The sequence below is a fragment of the Pantoea sp. Tr-811 genome (assembly GCF_011752535.1).
Taxonomy (GTDB): domain Bacteria; phylum Pseudomonadota; class Gammaproteobacteria; order Pseudomonadales; family Pseudomonadaceae; genus Aquipseudomonas.
Genome location: NZ_VWXJ01000001.1, coordinates 540521 through 556037 on the forward strand (window position 1 = coordinate 540521; position 15517 = coordinate 556037).

At 64.5% G+C, this 15517-nt stretch carries 12 protein-coding genes; 9 read left to right on the forward strand and 3 right to left on the reverse strand.

Features of this window, described 5'->3' with window-relative positions; genetic code table 11:
• Positions 1-344 precede the first annotated feature (344 nt).
• Positions 345-659: a DUF3077 domain-containing protein gene (locus F3J44_RS02380; RefSeq protein WP_167270436.1), complete on the forward strand. Its 315-nt coding sequence runs from the start codon at positions 345-347 to the stop codon at positions 657-659.
• A 196-nt stretch (positions 660-855) separates the two neighbouring features.
• On the opposite strand, the gene galE is transcribed toward F3J44_RS02380, so the two are convergent.
• From galE to F3J44_RS02395, 3 genes are all read right to left on the reverse strand, one after another.
• Positions 856-1818, reverse strand: coding sequence for a UDP-glucose 4-epimerase GalE (galE, locus tag F3J44_RS02385; RefSeq protein WP_167270438.1), 963 nt, complete (start codon positions 1816-1818; stop codon positions 856-858).
• Positions 1819-1884: 66 nt separating this feature from the next.
• The gene (locus tag F3J44_RS02390) at positions 1885-4473 is read right to left on the reverse strand and encodes a glycosyl hydrolase family 5 (protein WP_167270440.1); all 2589 of its coding nucleotides are present in this window, start codon (positions 4471-4473) and stop codon (positions 1885-1887) included.
• A gap of 5 nt (positions 4474-4478) precedes the next feature.
• Positions 4479-6005: an O-antigen ligase gene (locus F3J44_RS02395; protein ID WP_167270442.1), complete on the reverse strand. Its 1527-nt coding sequence runs from the start codon at positions 6003-6005 to the stop codon at positions 4479-4481.
• Between the two features lie 96 nt (positions 6006-6101).
• On the opposite strand from F3J44_RS02395, the gene F3J44_RS02400 reads away from it, so the two are divergent.
• The 8 genes from F3J44_RS02400 (at position 6102) to F3J44_RS02435 (ending at position 15487) form a co-directional block, all read left to right on the forward strand.
• Positions 6102-7478, forward strand: coding sequence for an oligosaccharide flippase family protein (locus F3J44_RS02400; protein ID WP_167060950.1), 1377 nt, complete (start codon positions 6102-6104; stop codon positions 7476-7478).
• Between the two features lie 97 nt (positions 7479-7575).
• Positions 7576-7770, forward strand: coding sequence for a hypothetical protein (locus F3J44_RS02405; protein WP_167270444.1), 195 nt, complete (start codon positions 7576-7578; stop codon positions 7768-7770).
• Positions 7767-9233 (forward strand): GMC oxidoreductase, encoded by a 1467-nt coding sequence (locus tag F3J44_RS02410; protein WP_167060955.1) that lies wholly within the window; start codon positions 7767-7769, stop codon positions 9231-9233. Before F3J44_RS02405 ends, F3J44_RS02410 begins: the two co-directional genes overlap by 4 nt.
• A gap of 101 nt (positions 9234-9334) precedes the next feature.
• The gene (locus F3J44_RS30185) at positions 9335-9952 is read left to right on the forward strand and encodes a DapH/DapD/GlmU-related protein (protein ID WP_167060958.1); all 618 of its coding nucleotides are present in this window, start codon (positions 9335-9337) and stop codon (positions 9950-9952) included.
• Complete coding sequence (locus F3J44_RS02420; protein WP_167270446.1) at positions 9945-10901, forward strand: glycosyltransferase family 2 protein; 957 nt, start codon at positions 9945-9947, stop codon at positions 10899-10901. The genes F3J44_RS30185 and F3J44_RS02420 overlap by 8 nt, the downstream gene beginning before the upstream one ends.
• A gap of 8 nt (positions 10902-10909) precedes the next feature.
• Entirely contained in the window at positions 10910-11446 is a 537-nt protein-coding gene (locus F3J44_RS02425) for a serine O-acetyltransferase (protein WP_167060963.1), read from the forward strand.
• Positions 11447-11451: 5 nt separating this feature from the next.
• On the forward strand, positions 11452-12429 hold the full coding sequence (locus F3J44_RS02430; RefSeq protein WP_167270448.1) for a glycosyltransferase family 2 protein: 978 nt from the start codon (positions 11452-11454) through the stop codon (positions 12427-12429).
• A gap of 7 nt (positions 12430-12436) precedes the next feature.
• The gene (locus tag F3J44_RS02435; protein ID WP_167270450.1) at positions 12437-15487 is read left to right on the forward strand and encodes a DUF535 family protein; all 3051 of its coding nucleotides are present in this window, start codon (positions 12437-12439) and stop codon (positions 15485-15487) included.
• The last annotated feature ends 30 nt before the right edge of the window (positions 15488-15517 follow it).

The window sequence follows — 15517 nt, forward strand, 5'->3', positions numbered from 1 at the left end:
TCTTCGCGACAGCGCAGCCCGCGATGAGGCCAGCCGCGGTAAGGTAAGTGTTACAGCAAGTACACGTAACTTGAATCCCGCCCCCGAGCCCGGTAGTCTCTGCCCGCTGCTGTCAATCCAGCAGCCGGGTTTGGTAGCCCGCGATCAATCAAGGCGCATCAGCGCCCCCATTGCGATACGTCGGCGCTTTTTTGTGGCCGCTGTTTCGTTTTATGGCGGCTGTGCGTAGGGCGCCCTCGTGCGCGCCGGTTTCCTTGATTCCCGGTCTACCAACCTGCGTACAGCCGTCACCCATTCGTTTGGTAGCGATCTGTGGCGGCTCCATTGAATCAAGGAGCGACACAATGACAAAAGGCTTACCCGACCCGCCCATCCGCGCCACCACGGCGTCTTGCGATTTCGGCCACTGTGAATGCAGTCACCCCTCGCTGTTCTCCGTACGTTCGGGCGTAGACCTGGAAGATGCACTGGTGCACCTGTCGACGCTGCTCAAAGGTGCATTTGCCACCAACCTCAAGGCGATGGAATCAGCTACTGGTACCTGCCGGGACTTGCTGCTGGCCAATGATCATGGGCTGGATTCGGCCAAAGCGGTGGTCGAAGCGTTGCTCGATGGTGTGGAATTACAACAGCTGGCGCGGCCGATGCGGGCGGGTTGATGGGGTGGTGCATATGACGCTGTAGGAGCGGCGGTGCGGCGACCCGACTTGCCCCGCGAAGCAGGCACCGCGGTGCATGGCACCGGCTTCGCCGGTGTTCGCGGGGCAAGCCCGCTCCTACAGGGGTGGTTGGTTTTGTGTAGGCCTGGTAGGAGCGAGCGCAGCTCGCGATGCGCCGCAACGCGGCGCCTGTTGTTCACTTCCAGGGGTACTTCAATTCCCACTGCCAGGCATGGCGCACAATCTCCTCCAGGGCACTGAACGCTGGCTGCCAGCCGAGCACACTCTGCGCCTTGCCAGCATCGGCCACCAGCCGCGGTGGGTCGCCAGCACGGCGGGGGGCCTCGATCACCTTGATCGGCCGCCCGGTCACCGCCCGCGCCGTGTCGATCACCGCCTGCACCGAAAACCCCACCCCGTTGCCCAGGTTGAATGCAGTACTGTCGCCGCCGCCCTGCAGGTACGCCACGGCCAGGGCATGGGCCGAGGCCAGGTCCTCGACGTGCACGTAATCGCGAATGCAGCTGCCATCGGGCGTGTCGTAGTCGTGGCCAAACACCGTGACCGCCTCGCGGCGCCCGGAAGCGGCCTGCAGGATCAACGGAATCAGGTGGGTTTCCGGCTCGTGGCACTCGCCCAGCTGGCCCTGCGGGTCGGCACCGGCGGCATTGAAGTAGCGCAGGCAGACCGACTTCAAGCCATAGGCCCGGTCATAGTCTTCGAGGATCTGCTCGACCATCCACTTGCTGCGCCCGTAAGGGTTGATCGGCGCCTTGGCATGCTGCTCATCGATGGGCGTGTACTGCGGGTTGCCGTACACCGCGGCGCTGGAAGAAAAAATCAGATGCCCGATACCGGCGCGAACCATGGCATCGAGCAGGCTGAGCGTGGCCGTGACGTTGTTGCGGTAATACTTGGCAGGGGCGAGCACCGATTCGCCCACCTGGATGTACGATGCGAAATGAAACACGGCATCGAAGGCATAGTCGCTGAACAAGGCGTCCAGCGCGCGGCTGTCGGCGATGTCCAGCGCTACCCGTTCAACCCCAGGGGTTGCCGGGTCGACGTCCGCCACCACCACCTCATGGCCGGCCTGCAGCAGGTACTTGACCATGTGCGAACCGATATAACCTGCACCCCCGACAACCAAATACTTCATCCAATCCTCCTGGAACAGACGTAGCGTCGAATGCCCTGCGATACAGGCTGACTTGACTCTAGATGGCTATTTCAGGAACAGCCAGTTGGCCATGTGCTGGCCGTCGAAGGTAATCAGGTAGTGGCCATCCTTGTACGCCGCCGGTAACGTGCTTTCCTTGCCTTCGGCGCTGCGGCTGTACAGTTTCAGCCCCGCCGGCGCTGCGATGCTCAGGCTGCCCTGCAACGGCTCCACATGAAACGGCGTAACGTCCTCGGGCCTGGGCACGGCGCGGCTGCCGAGGGAAATCAGCAGGTGGCGCGACTGGCCGAGCGGCTTGGCCTCAAGGCTTTGCACCACGACACTGGCATAGGGCGTTTGCAACTGCACCTCGATGGCGGCCAGCTTCACCGGGTGCCCACCCAGCCAACCGGTGGCGGCCTGGGTCAGCGGGGTGTCGAGGGTGTACAGGCCCTGTTGCCAATTGCGCCGGATCTCGCCGGTATCGGTGACCGATTCACTGGCAGTGGCCTCCAGCAGCGCCTGGTCCGGGTCGCTGAGCAGCTGGGCATCCTGGGGCACCACGGCGGGCTGCAGCCAAGGCAGCTCTGGGGTCTGCGGCATGGCAACCTGCAGGCGGCCTTTTTCCATGGCGGTGCGCAGCATCACCGAGTTGGCCGGGGTAATGGCCTTGCCGAACAGCTGCGCGGGGGTTGGTGCGAACACGTAGCGGGTTTTCGCCAGGTGCACGTCCTCGCGGCGGTAGAGCAGGGCGGCGGCGGGCATCGTGGCCATCATGGCCGGGTCGTTGTAGGCATTCCAATTGTCGGCGCGGCGCCAGCCTTCAAGGAACGCCTGCTGGCTGTAGGCATACTGCATGACCGCCGCCCAGCCCTGGTGGCTGGCCGTGGCCGCCACGTACAGCGGCAGGGAGTGGCGGTCGGGCAGGGGGAACGGCTCGGCGTTCCACTCGGTCACCGTCATCGGCAAGCCCACCACCTGGGCTGCACCCAGCCAGTGCACCATGCCATCGCTGGTCAGCGGGTTCTTTTCCAGCTGGCCGATGCCGCCGTAGCTGTGGGCGTCGACCAGGTTGCCGGTGGTCAGCGCCGGCAGGGCGGCCAGGCCGTTGCCCCCCCAGGTGCTGGTGGTGACGATCGGCACCTTGACCCCAAGCCCGCGCAGATGCTCGATCATGTCGACATTGAAGCGGTGCTCCAGGTCGTTGAGAAACAGCTTGCCGGGGCCCGGCTCCCAGGCCCGCCAGGTCTTGTCTGCGGGCAGCTGGCTGCGTGCAGCGAAGGCCTTGGCCTGGTCCATGTACAGGCGGGTGTGCAGCGGCACGCCCTTGTCCGGTAGCAGGGCGTTGCCGAAGTGCTGGGTAACGTCGTTCTCATTGGTGATCAGCACGGCGGCGATGGCCGGGTCGTCCTTGTAGGCTAGGCCGGTGAAGCTGTTCACGTGGGTCAGGTACTGCTCGGCAAAGCGCTTCATTGCCTGTTGCACCGTCACGTTGACGTAGGCATAGCCCTTGATGCCGGCGTACTGCTCGCCCTTGGCCAGTTCGTCGAAGGCGTAGATGTCATCGCCGGCGGTGACCACCCGCTCCACGTGCATGTCGAGCCACACATAGATGCCTTCATCCTTGAGGCACTTGATCCACCAGTCGAGCTTCTTCAGCGCCTCGGCGCTCAATTCCCGGGTGTTGTGCAGGCTTTTGGGCTCGCCAAACACGTTCGGGCTGACCCAGGGCGAGTCGTGGTGGTGCAGCCGCACCAGGTTGAACCCCAGTGCCGACAGGCGCTTGGCTTGCAGCTTCACTTCTTCGTCAGGGGTGGTGAACAGCGCATAGGCCGCAAGGTTGGTGCCCCAGAAGCGTACCGGGGTGTTGTCGGCAAACTGCAACTGCTCGCCTACGGCCTTCACGAAGCCGCGCTTGCCGGCTGGCTTCTCCCCGGCATTGAGGAACGACAGGTCCACCGGCGAGGTGCGCCAAGGCAGTTGGTCGTCTGGCCAGGTGGCGGGGTCGGCCAGGCCGAAGCGTTCGCTGGGCGTGGGGGCAAGTTCGATATCGCCGGTTACGTTCAGGGTGGCCTTGATCCGCTGCTGGCCTGCACGAATCGGGTCGGTATAGAAGAAGGCGCGCACCTCGGAGGTGTCGCCGCGCTCGAAGTACACCTTCGCCAGCCCCGGCTCGAAGCGCATTTCCAGGTGCCTTGGCCCATTGCCCCAGGCCCAGCCACGGTTCCCAGGCAGCAGTGTGGGTTCGCCCATGTCCTTGAACAGCGATGGGTCGAAGGTGAACACCATCCCACCGCCCATCACCCCGCTTTTATCGCGGTGGGCATCCAGGTCGAAGTCCCAGCTCAAGGTCTGTGCCTGGGGCTTGGCGATGGTGGCCGTGAGGTCGAACTCCAGCTGCGGGTTCTTGCCCTTGAGGCTGTACTGGAAGGGCCCATCGACCTTGAATTCGGTGCCCATGCCGGTCCAGCTCCAGTCACTGCCCCAGAAGTCGAAGCGCGCCACCATGGCCGGGCCGCCGCCACGGGTGACGCTGGGCAGGCCGTTGCGTTCGTCAACGCTGGCGGTCCATGGCGTGGCCCAGGCGGCCAGCGGCAGCAGCAGGGCAAGCAGTACCGAGGCGCGCATCCTCGGGCGCAGCGAGGCGACAGTCATGGCGGTTACCTGGGTTGAAGGGCGGGGCTGGCGAGGGCCGCGGCTTCGCTGTTGCGCAGGCGGCGCACCAGCTGCATGTAGGCCATGCCCAGGCCGCCGACCGAGTAATACACCACCGGAATCACCGTGATGCTGCTGACCGTGAAGATGATCACCATGATGCCCAGCAGCGTGGCCAGCAGCGCCCGGCCAAGCCTTCGGTGTTCGTCATCCTTGTCGGGGAAGGCGCGCATCGCCTTGTGGATGCCGAGCATGATGCTGAAGAAGAAACCCACGAACAGCCCCAGGCCGACCAGGCCAAAGCGCAAGGCCAGGCTGATGTAGCTGTTGACGATGTCGATGATGCCTTCGCCCTGGATCATCGCCTGCATTTCCGGGGTATTGCGAAAATCGAACGAGCCGAAGAACGGGTAGCGCTGGATGACGATCCACGAGTTGTCCAGCAGGCGCTCGCGGTAGGTGATGTTCTCCTTGTCGACGTTGCCGACGTATGGCAGCAGGTCGATGACTTTTTCGCCCCCCGGCACCACCGCCAGCAACGGTAACGCCAGCAGGCCGGCGCAGGCCAGCAGGCTCAGGCGCTTGACCGCGCCCTTGCCGGTGGCGATGAACACCGCGATGATCACCCCGGTGCCAATCCAGGGGCCGCGCGACAGTGGCACCACCAGGCCAGCGGCCAGCAGCAGGGCACCCATGTAGCGCTGCAGCTTGCTGCGCACATAACCCTGGACGAACAGGAAAAAGCCGATCGCCACGCTGATCACATAGGCCAGGGCGATGGCCTGGCCCGTGGTGGCGCTGGCCCGCAGCGAGCCGCCGCGGCTGAGGTAGCTGGACATGCTCCAGTCAATGCCTAGCGCTGCGATCAGGCCGTTGTACAGCAGCCAGTGGCGGGCGAATTCGGCCATGGCGATGATCGACAGCAAGAAGGCCGCGATGACGAAGGCGAGCAATGCCGCCTTGAAGTCTTGCACGGTCTTCAGGGCGCGGCTGGCGACGTAATACGGCAGCACCACGTCGATGTACAGCGACACGGCCTGGCGCAGGGTGTCGGTGAGCGTGGTTTCACGCAGGTACAGCAAGGTCATCAGCACCACGCCGCCCAGCAACCACTTGTCGGGGCCGGTACGCCCCAGGCGCACTGTGTCGCCTTGCTTGCTCAGGGCCAGCGCGGCAGGCAGCAGCACGCACAGGGTGAGGATGCGGATATGGTTGACTTCGATCAGGTAGTTGATCACCCCGAACCCTGGAATCTGCACCATCGCCGGCGGAATGGCGAACACCAGCATGAAGAACAGCGCCATGACGTTGTGCTCGCGGCGCCCGGCCAGGAACAGGGTGATCGTCGCTGCAGCGGCATACACCCAGAAGCTGAAGGAAAAGAACGCCACCAGGGTAACCAGGAACCACAGGTTGCGCCGGCGCTTGAAGTCGCGGTCGGGAATCAGGTCGGCGGCCGGCTTGCGGGCGAGCACGAACACCACGCAGGCGAGGAACAGAATGACGATCAACGCACGAAATTGTTCAGGCATGGGCTCTGGGCACCTATCCCTCGGTGGACGACGGCTAGCGGCATGGCTAATTGAAACTATAGTGACTTCTAGCCATTTCAGTCAGAGATCGTAGCGATGCCGTCGATTGATGTGTCAGCAGCTGGAAGTCTGCGCAAGCGCGCGCTGGGCGCCGGGGCATGGAACCTGGTGTCGCTGCTGGCCTCGCAGGTGATGCGCCTGGGCGGCAACCTGATCATGGCCCGTTTGCTGTTACCGGAAATGTTCGGGGTGATGGTCATTGCCACCACCGCCTCGGTGCTGCTGCAGCTGCTGTCGGATGTGGGCCTGCGGCAGAACATCATCCAGAGCCCGCGTGGCGACGACCCGCTGTTCCTCAATACCGCCTGGACCGTGCAGATCGTGCGCGGTTTGCTGCTGTTCGGCGTCACCTTGCTGCTGGCGCTGGGCGCCTGGCTGTCGCAATTGGCCAACCTGTGGCCGGCCGGCTCCACCTATGCCGCGCCCGAACTGCCCCTGGTACTGGCGATTACCGGCCTGCAGGCGGTGATCTGGGGGTTTGGCTCAACCAAGATGGATGTGGCCGTGCGCACCTTCCAGCAGAAACGGGTGGTGCTGGTAGACCTGGCCTCGCAAGTTGCCGGTTTGCTGGTGATGCTGGTCGTCGGTTGGCTGACCCGCTCGATCTGGTCGCTGGTGGCCGCGAGCCTGGTGGCCGCGCTGGTGGGGACGGTATTGGGCCACACCGCGCTGCAAGGGCCGAGCAATCGCTTGCAGTGGGACCGTAGCGCGCTGGACGAGCTGGTCAGTTTTGGCCGCTGGATCCTGTTGTCGTCGATTGTTGGCGTACTGGCCATGTATGGCGACCGCATCTGGTTCGGCGCCAGCATGTCGGTGGCAGAACTTGGGGTGTACTCGATTGCCGTGTTGATTCTGGGTTCAATCCAGACCGGGCTGATGAAGCTGTTTGGCGCCGTGGCCCTGCCGGCGTTCAGCGAGGCCACCCGGGAAGGCGACCACGACCGCCTGCGTACCCTGTACGACCGCTTCAAGCTGCTGGTCGACGTGGTGACGCTGTTCATCTGCGGGGGCTTCCTGACCGCAAGCCCGCTGCTGATCAGCTGGATGTACGACGCCCGCTATGCCGAGGCCGGGCCGATGCTGGCAATTCTTTCGCTGTCGTTCCTCACCTTGCGCTATACCTTGACCCATCAGGTGTGGATTGCCCTGGGCCATACCAAGTACCAGGCCATGGACAACATCATCCGCCTGGTGTCCCTGTGGGTGGCGCTGCCGCTGTTGCTGGCGATTGGCGGGCCGCACCTGGCGATCTGGGGGGTCGCCTTGCACCCGTTGCCTACCTTGGTGCTGATCGTCTACGTCAACCGCAAGCTGGGCCTGCTCAACCTCAAGCGCGAGCTGCTGGTGTTGCCGATGGTGGCCGTCGGTGCGCTGTGCGGCCAGTTGCTGACCTGGTTTTTCCATTGGCTGTGAAATGATCGTGGCATGCCGTGCGGCAAGGTGATGGGCAGGGTAGCGCATCGCGGATAAGTGGCTAGGATTCTTAGAAAATCGGCAGGGAACTGGGACCATGGGGAAGCTTACGTTCTTTACGCCGCTTTTGGATCGCCGGGGCTTTCTGCGTAACTGTGTGCTGCTGGGCGCGGGCAGCGCCCTGTTCGGCACCGCCGTGCAGGTGCCACGCAAGGCGGCGGTGCCTGAGGGCTTCGTGGTAATCAATGGCTGGGTAATACCCTCCCGGCATTTACGGAACGGCCAGGCATGATCAAGGATTATCAGGCGCAGAAAACGCTGCGCGATGCCTATGATTTCTGCATTGTCGGCGCAGGGCCGGCCGGTATCACGCTGGGTTTGCGCCTGGCGGCAGCCGGCTGGAGCGTGGCCCTGGTCGAAGGCGGTGGCACCACCTTCGAGCCTCGTTCCCAAGACTTGTACAAAACCAACTCCTCGGGGCTGGAGCTGTATGCCGAGGAAACCCGCCTGCGCTACCTGGGCGGCACCTCCAACCACTGGGCGGGCCGCTGCCGGCCATTCACCGCCTCGGACTTCGCCGTGCAACCGCCGGTGGGCATGCCGGGCTGGCCGATTCCCTATTCGGAAATAGAACCCTACCTGCCGGCGGCCATGGCCATCGTCGACCTGCCCCTGAACGGTGAATTTCGCGCAGTGAACGCGACCCTGGACGGCGGCGACTTCGATGCCGACCATTTTCTGCTGAGCCCGCCCACACGCTTTGCCCAGAAGTATGCCGATGCCCTCGACCACACCGCCGGGCTGGAGGTGTTCATCAACTGCAACTGCATCGACCTGGAGTTCGACAAGGCCTCGGGCAGCCTCAAGGCCATCAAGGTGACGGACTACGACAAGCACCATCAACGGCTGCAGGCGAAGAACTTCATCCTCGCCACCGGTTCGATCGAAAATGCCCGCCAGCTGCTCAACAGCCAGTCGTTGCGCGAGGCGGGCGTCATCAGCCCCGACGGCCTGGTGGGCCGCTGCTTCATGGAACACCTGAACGTCGAGATGGGCACCTTCATCCTCAAGGGCGAGCAGTACAGCGAACCGCACCAGTACTACACCACCGATGCCTTCGTCGCCGAGTACCACGCCGGCAAGGGCAACGTCACCATGACCATCCTCGACCAGGTGGTGACCTACGGCCGCACGGCCGAGGTGAAGCACTTTCTGGAAAACCTCGCCTGCGAATGGGGCGTGGCCAGCAAGATCGAGTTCGTGGCCAAGTTCAGCTGCCCCGGCGACGGCGTGATCAGCACCATGATCGAGCAGTTTCCCGACCCGCAAAGCCATATCACCTTGCTGGCGGAAAAGGATGCGCTGGGCCTGCCCAAGGTCAATGTCAACTGGGTGGTCAACGAGGCCGACCGCCACACCATCAAGTGCATCGGTGCCGAGCTTGCCAAGCAGTTCGCCGAGGCCGACCTGGGCTTCGTCAAGCTCAACGACTTCGTCTACGACAGCAGCGTGCCGCTGAAAGTCTCGCCACACGCGCACCACATGGGCACCACGCGCATGGCCGCCTCACCGGACTTCGGCGTGGTGGACACCGACTGCAAGGTGTTCGGCACCCAGAACCTGTACGTCGCCGGCAGCAGTATCTTCGCCACCGGCGGTGCCTCCAACCCGACCATGCCGTTGTTGCAGTTCGCCCTGCGGCTGGCCGACCACCTGGATCAGAAGATGAAGGCGGGCAGCAGCAAGGTGGCATGAAGCGGCAAGGGGTTGAGCGTGAACCGGCCAAGCACCTAGAAGAACGACGCCAGTTCGCCTCAGGGACAGTCCAGGAAGGCTCTATTCGCGAGGCAAGCAGTATGTATGGATGGCTAAGGAGCGCAATCACCCACTACGTCAACGCGACCGGGCGCGGCAGCGCGATGTACAAGAAGCTGTGCAACCCGACGGCGCGTGAATGGGGCCTGTACTTGTCGCGCTGGGGCAAGTTTCACTCGGTGGGCAGCAACGTGCACATCAACCCAGGCTGCTGCATCACCGACCCGGAGCTGCTGCGCATCGGCAGCTGCGTGGGGCTGTCGGACTGCACCTTGATCGGCCATGACGCGGTGGTGGCGCTGATCGAGGTGCGCTACGGCAAGCACCTGGATTCGGTGGGCTTCATCGATATCCGCGACAACTGCTTCATTGGCCACGGCGCCATCGTCATGCCGCGGGTCACCATCGGCCCGGATGCCGTGGTGGCCGCTGGCGCCGTGGTGACCAAGGACGTGCCGCCGGGCACGGTGGTGGGCGGTAACCCGGCCAAGGTCATCTGCACCACCGAGCAATTGATCGAGCGGGTCGAGCAGCGCTGCAACGCCTACCCGTGGATCGACTTGGTCAAGCAGCGCAAGGGGGCCTACGACGCGGCGCTGGAACCCACGCTCACGGCCGTGCGCCAGCAGTATTTCTTCGGGGATGGCAACCATGGATAGCAAACCGGTCGATGTGATGGTGGTCAACTTCAACACCGCCGCACTGCTGCAGCCGATGTTCGATGCCTTGCGCCGGGCCGACAGCGAGCGGCTGGCCAGCTACCTGGTGGTGGACAACGCCTCGGTGGACGACTCGGTGGCACGCATGGCCACGGTGTGCCCCGAGGCGCTGTTGCTGAGCAACAAGCACAACGTTGGGTTCGGCCGGGCCAACAACCAGTTGCTCGCCCACCTGCAGGGCCGCTACGCCTTGCTGCTCAACACCGACGCCTTCGTTGCCAGCGATTCACTGGAAAAGACCATCGCCTACATGGACGCCCACCCCGAGTGCGGTGTGCTGGGCGTGCGCCTGGAAGGGCGCGAGGGCGACCTGCAGCCGTCCTGCCGCTATTTCCCCACACCCCTCAACACTTTCGTGGCCCGCACCGGCCTTGCGCGGTTCTTCCCGGGCTTGCAGATGGTCGATGAGATGAACTGGGACCACGGCTCGGTGCGCGAATGCGACTGGCTGCCGGGGTGTTTCTACCTGGTACGCCGCGAAGTGCTGGAGCGGGTGGGGCTGTTCGACCCGCGCTACTTCCTCTATTACGAGGAAGTGGACCACTGCAAGCGGGTCAAGGAAGCGGGCTGGAAGGTGGTGTTCTACCCGCACACCACCGTGGTGCACATCGGCGGCGAAAGCTCCAAGTCAGTGGCCGAACTGGAGGCGGCCAGCCGGCAGATCTCCACCTACCAGATCGAAAGCGAACTGCTCTATTTTCGCAAGCATCACGGCGTGGCAGGGCTGGCCTGGCACATGTGCCTGGTGTGCCTGGGCGACCTGATCCTGGCGCTCAAGGCCTTGCTCAAGGGCCGTGGCCGCGAGGCGATCAAGGCCTGCTGGCGGCATGCCAGCACTACTTGGTCAATACTGTTCAAGACCCGTTATGCAACCCAACCCACGCGGTAGGTGAAGCCATGTTCGAGAACATCCGCGCAGACCTGCGCGCATACGGTGGTGACTGGGGTGCCCAAGGCTTCTGGGTGATGCTGGTGTACCGCTTTGGCCGCTGGCGCTACGGCGTGCGCCCGGCGCTGCTGCGCAAGGTGTTTTCCTTCGTTTACAAGGTGCTGTTCAAGTTCGTGCAGATCATCACTGGTATCGAGCTGCCCTGCGAGGTGGTGGTGGGGCGCAACTTCGTCATCGACCACTTCGGCGGCATCGTCATCAGCGGCTATGCCCGCTTTGGCGATGATTGCCGTATCCGCAATGGCGTGGTGATCGGCCTTAAGAATGTCAGCGAACCGATTGCGCCGGTGATTGGCGACAACGTCGACATCGGCGCCGGGGCCAAGGTGCTGGGCAATATTCGTATCGGCAACAACGTGGTGATCGGCTCCAATGCCGTGGTGCTGATCGACGTGCCAGACAACTGCCTGGCAGTGGGGGTGCCGGCCACCATCAAGCAACGGGCACCACGCGACACCGCGTGCGCAGCCCAAGGTGTCGAGTGAGGCCCATGATGAACGGCATCGGCGTGGTGGTGATCGGCCGCAACGAAGGCCTGCGCCTGGAGCGTTGCCTGGCATCGCTTGCCGGCAGTGCCCAGCAGATCGTCTACGTCGATTCGGGCTCCACCGACGGTTCGGTGCACAAGGCACAGGGCCTGGGTATCGAAGTCGTGGCGCTGGACATGGCCCAGCCGTTCACCGCGGCGCGGGCGCGCAACGAGGGCTTTGCCCGTTTGTTGCAGTTGGCGCCGACGCTGCAATACGTGCAATTCGTCGACGGCGATTGCGAAGTGGTGGCCGGCTGGCTGGCGCGGGGGCAGGCGTTTCTTGACCAGCACCCGGACGTGGCCGTGGTGTGCGGGCGGCGCCGCGAGCGCTTTCCAGAACGTTCGGTGTACAACCTGCTGTGCGACCTGGAGTGGGACACACCGGTGGGGCAGGCCAAGGCCTGCGGAGGGGATGCACTGATGCGCGTCGAGGCCTTCCAGGGGGTGTCCGGTTTCCGCCCAGGGTTGATCGCCGGCGAAGAGCCGGAGCTGTGCGTGCGCCTGCGTGCGCGCGGCTGGAAGATCTGGCGGCTGGGCGAGGAGATGACCTTGCACGACGCCGCCATGACCCGTTTCAGCCAGTGGTGGCGGCGCAGTGTGCGCGGTGGCTACGCCTTTGCCGAAGGCGCCTACCTGCATGGCGACCCACCCGAACGGCACTGGCGGCGCGAATCGCGCAGGGCCTGGCTGTGGGGGTTGGCGTTGCCCGTGGCGATCCTGCTGGCCTGCACCGTGTTCGACGGCTGGGGGCTGTTGTTGTTGCTGGTGTACCCGCTGCAAGCGGTGCGCCTGGCCAGGCGTGGCGACCGCTCCGCGCGCGAGAACTGGTTGCAGGGCATTTTCCTGGTGCTGTCGAAGTTTCCCGAGATGGTCGGGCAGGTCAAATTCGCGCTGGACAGGTTCACTGCCAGCAAGACTGCATTGATCGAGTACAAGTGACATGTCGATGAGCTTCCGATCGTTGGCCCGTAGCTTGCTCAGCTTGCAGCCGGGGTACTCGCTGCGGGCACTGAACAACCTGCGCAAATTGCTGGTGATGGTGGTCAGGCACTGGCCGGCGCTGCAGCGGTTTTTGCAGCGCATGTCGCGCTCGCTGGGCGACGATGGCTTCGCCGCGCTTGGCTACGACTGCATTGGCGTGGTGCAGTGGCCCTACATCTGCAAGCAGTGGGACGCGCCGGTGCGCCTGGACGTGCTGGCCACCCATTACGAAGTGGTGGCCGCGCAGTTCCCCGCACTGGTGCTGCTGGGGCGCGAGGACAGCCGCACCCTGTGTGACCTGTCGGCCTACTCGGCAGGCTGCACCCTGGTGCTGGACCGGCCGATCTGGTTCAAGCGCGAAGGTGAGCTGGTGTTGAACCTGTTCCAGGGCGAGCTGCGCGTGGCCTCGGTGGCATTCACCTTGGGCCGCATGGCAGGCGAGCTGTGCCTGTACGTGGGCGCGGTGCAAGGCATTCACAAGGGCGTGGACAGCGAGACATCGCTGAACATCTACCGTGACCTGACCAAGGACTTCGAAGGGCTGCGCCCGCGCAGCCTGGTGATCGAGGCGTTGAAGTTCCTGGCGCGCAGCCTGGGCGCCGGGCGCATCTACGCGGTGGCCGACGACAACCGGCACCACCGCCACCCGTATTTCGGCGCCGACAAGGCCCAGGCCCTGGCCGCCAACTATGACGTGATCTGGAGTGAAAGCGGGGCAGAGCCGTCGGAGCTTGAGGGCTTCTTCCGCATCCCCCTGGCCGCCACCCAGCGTGCGGTCGAGGACATCGCGCCGAAGAAACGGGCGATGTATCGCCGCCGCCAGGCCATGCTCGACGACTTGTTCGCGCAGCTGGCCGTGGCCTTGCCGCTAAGCGGGCGCGAGCATCAGGTGCAAGCGCACCGTGCGCGCCTGGGCAGCGCCATGCTGATCCGCCAGCCGGCGCTGGCCACTTCGAAGTCGGCGGCCCTGCACGCCAAGCTTGCCGGGGTGTTGCGTCAGCTGTTGACCGAGCCGCGGGCAGACCAGCGGTTCAGGGCCTACCTGCGCAAGGCCGGGTTGTACCCGACCCTGAAAAAGGCCTGCCGCGAACTGCTCAAGCATGGCCCTGGGCTGTTCCTCAAGCCTGGCGACAGCAAGCGCAAAAGCTTGCCACTGATAAGCCCCGGGGTGCCGGCCAGCGAGGTGTTTCCCCGTGAGGTGCTGTTGATTGGCGAATTCGACCCCGCACAGCCCCTGGATGGGCGCCTGGGCTGGCTGCAGCAGCAGGTGTGCGCGCTGGGCTACGGGTGCCAGGTAGTCGACTGGCGCGAGCACAGTGCGTGCCTGAGTGCCTTGCAGGTGTGCGGCACGCTGATACTGCACCGGGTGCCGGGTGTTGCCAGGGTGGTGCAGCTGGTGGAGGAGGCCAGGCGGCTGAAGGTGACCTCGTTCTGGGATTGCGACGAACTGGTGTTCGACCCGCAGGCCTACCGGCAACGCGACGACATGAGCGAGCTGGGTGACGACGCCGTGCTGGCGGTGATGATGGCCGTGGCCCAGTACCAGCTGGCGATGCTGTCGTGCGAGCGTGCGATCGCGTCCACGCCCAACTTGGCCATGGCCATGAGCGACCTGGGCACGGCGCATGTCTGCGTGGTGGGCAGCCAGGCAGACGGTGACGCCCAGGCCCGCGAACAGCTTGGCAAGGTGCTGCCGGCCTTGAGCATCGAGCGTGGGCGACGGGTATTGGCGGCCAATATTTTCTTCGCCCCGCGCAGTTTCGGTGGCGCAACCGTGGTGGCCGAGCAGATGGCGCGGCTGGTGGTGGCGGCGTCGCCGTTCCAGCAGTTCATTCTCACCTCGCTGCCGCAAGCCGATGCCGAGCCCTACAGCCTGTACCGTTATGAAGCCCATGGCGCGGTGGTGCTGGGCATGGGCTTGCCAGACCAGCGCTCGGCCCAGGAGGACTTCGACAACCCGGCCACAGTGGCAGTGTTCGACGCCGTGCTGGCGCGCGTGGCGCCAGACCTTGTGCACCTGCACTCGATTCAGGGCCTGGGCGTACAGCTGGCCGAACGCTGCCGGCAGGCGCAGATACCCTTCGTGGTGACCCTGCACGACACCTGGTGGGTGTGCGGGCGCCAGTTCATGATCGACCGAGATGGCCACTACTGCGGGCAGACCACCGTCGACCTGCAGGTGTGCGCCCAGTGCGTCGATGACCCGGCGCTGAACACCTATCGCCAGGCGCTCTTGGCCAACACCCTGGAGCAGGCCAGCCTGCTGCTGGCACCCAGTGCGTTCTGCCGCAACCTGTACATCGCCAATGGCTTCGAGGCCGCCAGGATTCGCGTCAACCGCAACGGCATCCTGCCGCCTGCCGCGGGCTATCACCGCCACCCTGGCAAGACCCTGCGCTTTGGCTTCGTGGGCGGCAATGCCGCGATCAAGGGCATCGACGTGATCGCCCGGGCATTTGCCTCGCTGGCCCGCTCGGACTACGAGCTGAAGGTGGTCGACAACCTGCTGCACCTGGGGTTTCGCTCGTTCAACCGGCACAGCCTGAAAATCCCCGGTACGGTGAGCATTGTGCCGGGCTATACCCAGGCGAACATCGACGAGTTCTTCGCCGGCATCGATGTGTTGCTGTTCCCCACCCAGTCGAAGGAAACCTTTGGCCTTGCGGTGCGCGAGGCACTGGTACGCGACGTCTGGGTCATCAGCACCCACGCTGGCGGCACGGTCGAGGACATCGTCGATGGGGTGAACGGCACGCTGATTCCCTTGAGTGCAGACGAAGCCTACCTGCGCGAGGCGCTGCTGGACATTCTCGAACACCCGGCGCGCTACCAGCAGCACCGCAACAGCTTCAAGCAAGGCATCACCTTGTGCAGTGACCAGGCCCTGGAGTTGCTGGGGATCTATGAGGAGGTGCTTGGCACAACGACGCCCAATGCCCCTGCAATTCATGCCCTTTCGCAAGAGGGCCCAGCGCCCTGTTCGCGGGCCAACTCGATGCCACAGGTGGGTGACTGACCCTGTGCAGGCGGATTGAGCCGCGAACAG

Coding starts and splice junctions, on each gene's coding strand:
- galE (WP_167270438.1), bottom strand. CDS start 1,818: ATGAAGTATTTGGTTGTCGGGGGTGCAGGTTATATCGGTTCGCACATG.
- F3J44_RS02420 (WP_167270446.1), top strand. CDS start 9,945: ATGGATAGCAAACCGGTCGATGTGATGGTGGTCAACTTCAACACCGCC.
- F3J44_RS02430 (WP_167270448.1), top strand. CDS start 11,452: ATGATGAACGGCATCGGCGTGGTGGTGATCGGCCGCAACGAAGGCCTG.
- F3J44_RS02435 (WP_167270450.1), top strand. CDS start 12,437: ATGAGCTTCCGATCGTTGGCCCGTAGCTTGCTCAGCTTGCAGCCGGGG.
- F3J44_RS02380 (WP_167270436.1), top strand. CDS start 345: ATGACAAAAGGCTTACCCGACCCGCCCATCCGCGCCACCACGGCGTCT.
- F3J44_RS02410 (WP_167060955.1), top strand. CDS start 7,767: ATGATCAAGGATTATCAGGCGCAGAAAACGCTGCGCGATGCCTATGAT.
- F3J44_RS02390 (WP_167270440.1), bottom strand. CDS start 4,473: ATGACTGTCGCCTCGCTGCGCCCGAGGATGCGCGCCTCGGTACTGCTT.
- F3J44_RS02425 (WP_167060963.1), top strand. CDS start 10,910: ATGTTCGAGAACATCCGCGCAGACCTGCGCGCATACGGTGGTGACTGG.
- F3J44_RS02405 (WP_167270444.1), top strand. CDS start 7,576: ATGGGGAAGCTTACGTTCTTTACGCCGCTTTTGGATCGCCGGGGCTTT.
- F3J44_RS02400 (WP_167060950.1), top strand. CDS start 6,102: ATGCCGTCGATTGATGTGTCAGCAGCTGGAAGTCTGCGCAAGCGCGCG.
- F3J44_RS02395 (WP_167270442.1), bottom strand. CDS start 6,005: ATGCCTGAACAATTTCGTGCGTTGATCGTCATTCTGTTCCTCGCCTGC.
- F3J44_RS30185 (WP_167060958.1), top strand. CDS start 9,335: ATGTATGGATGGCTAAGGAGCGCAATCACCCACTACGTCAACGCGACC.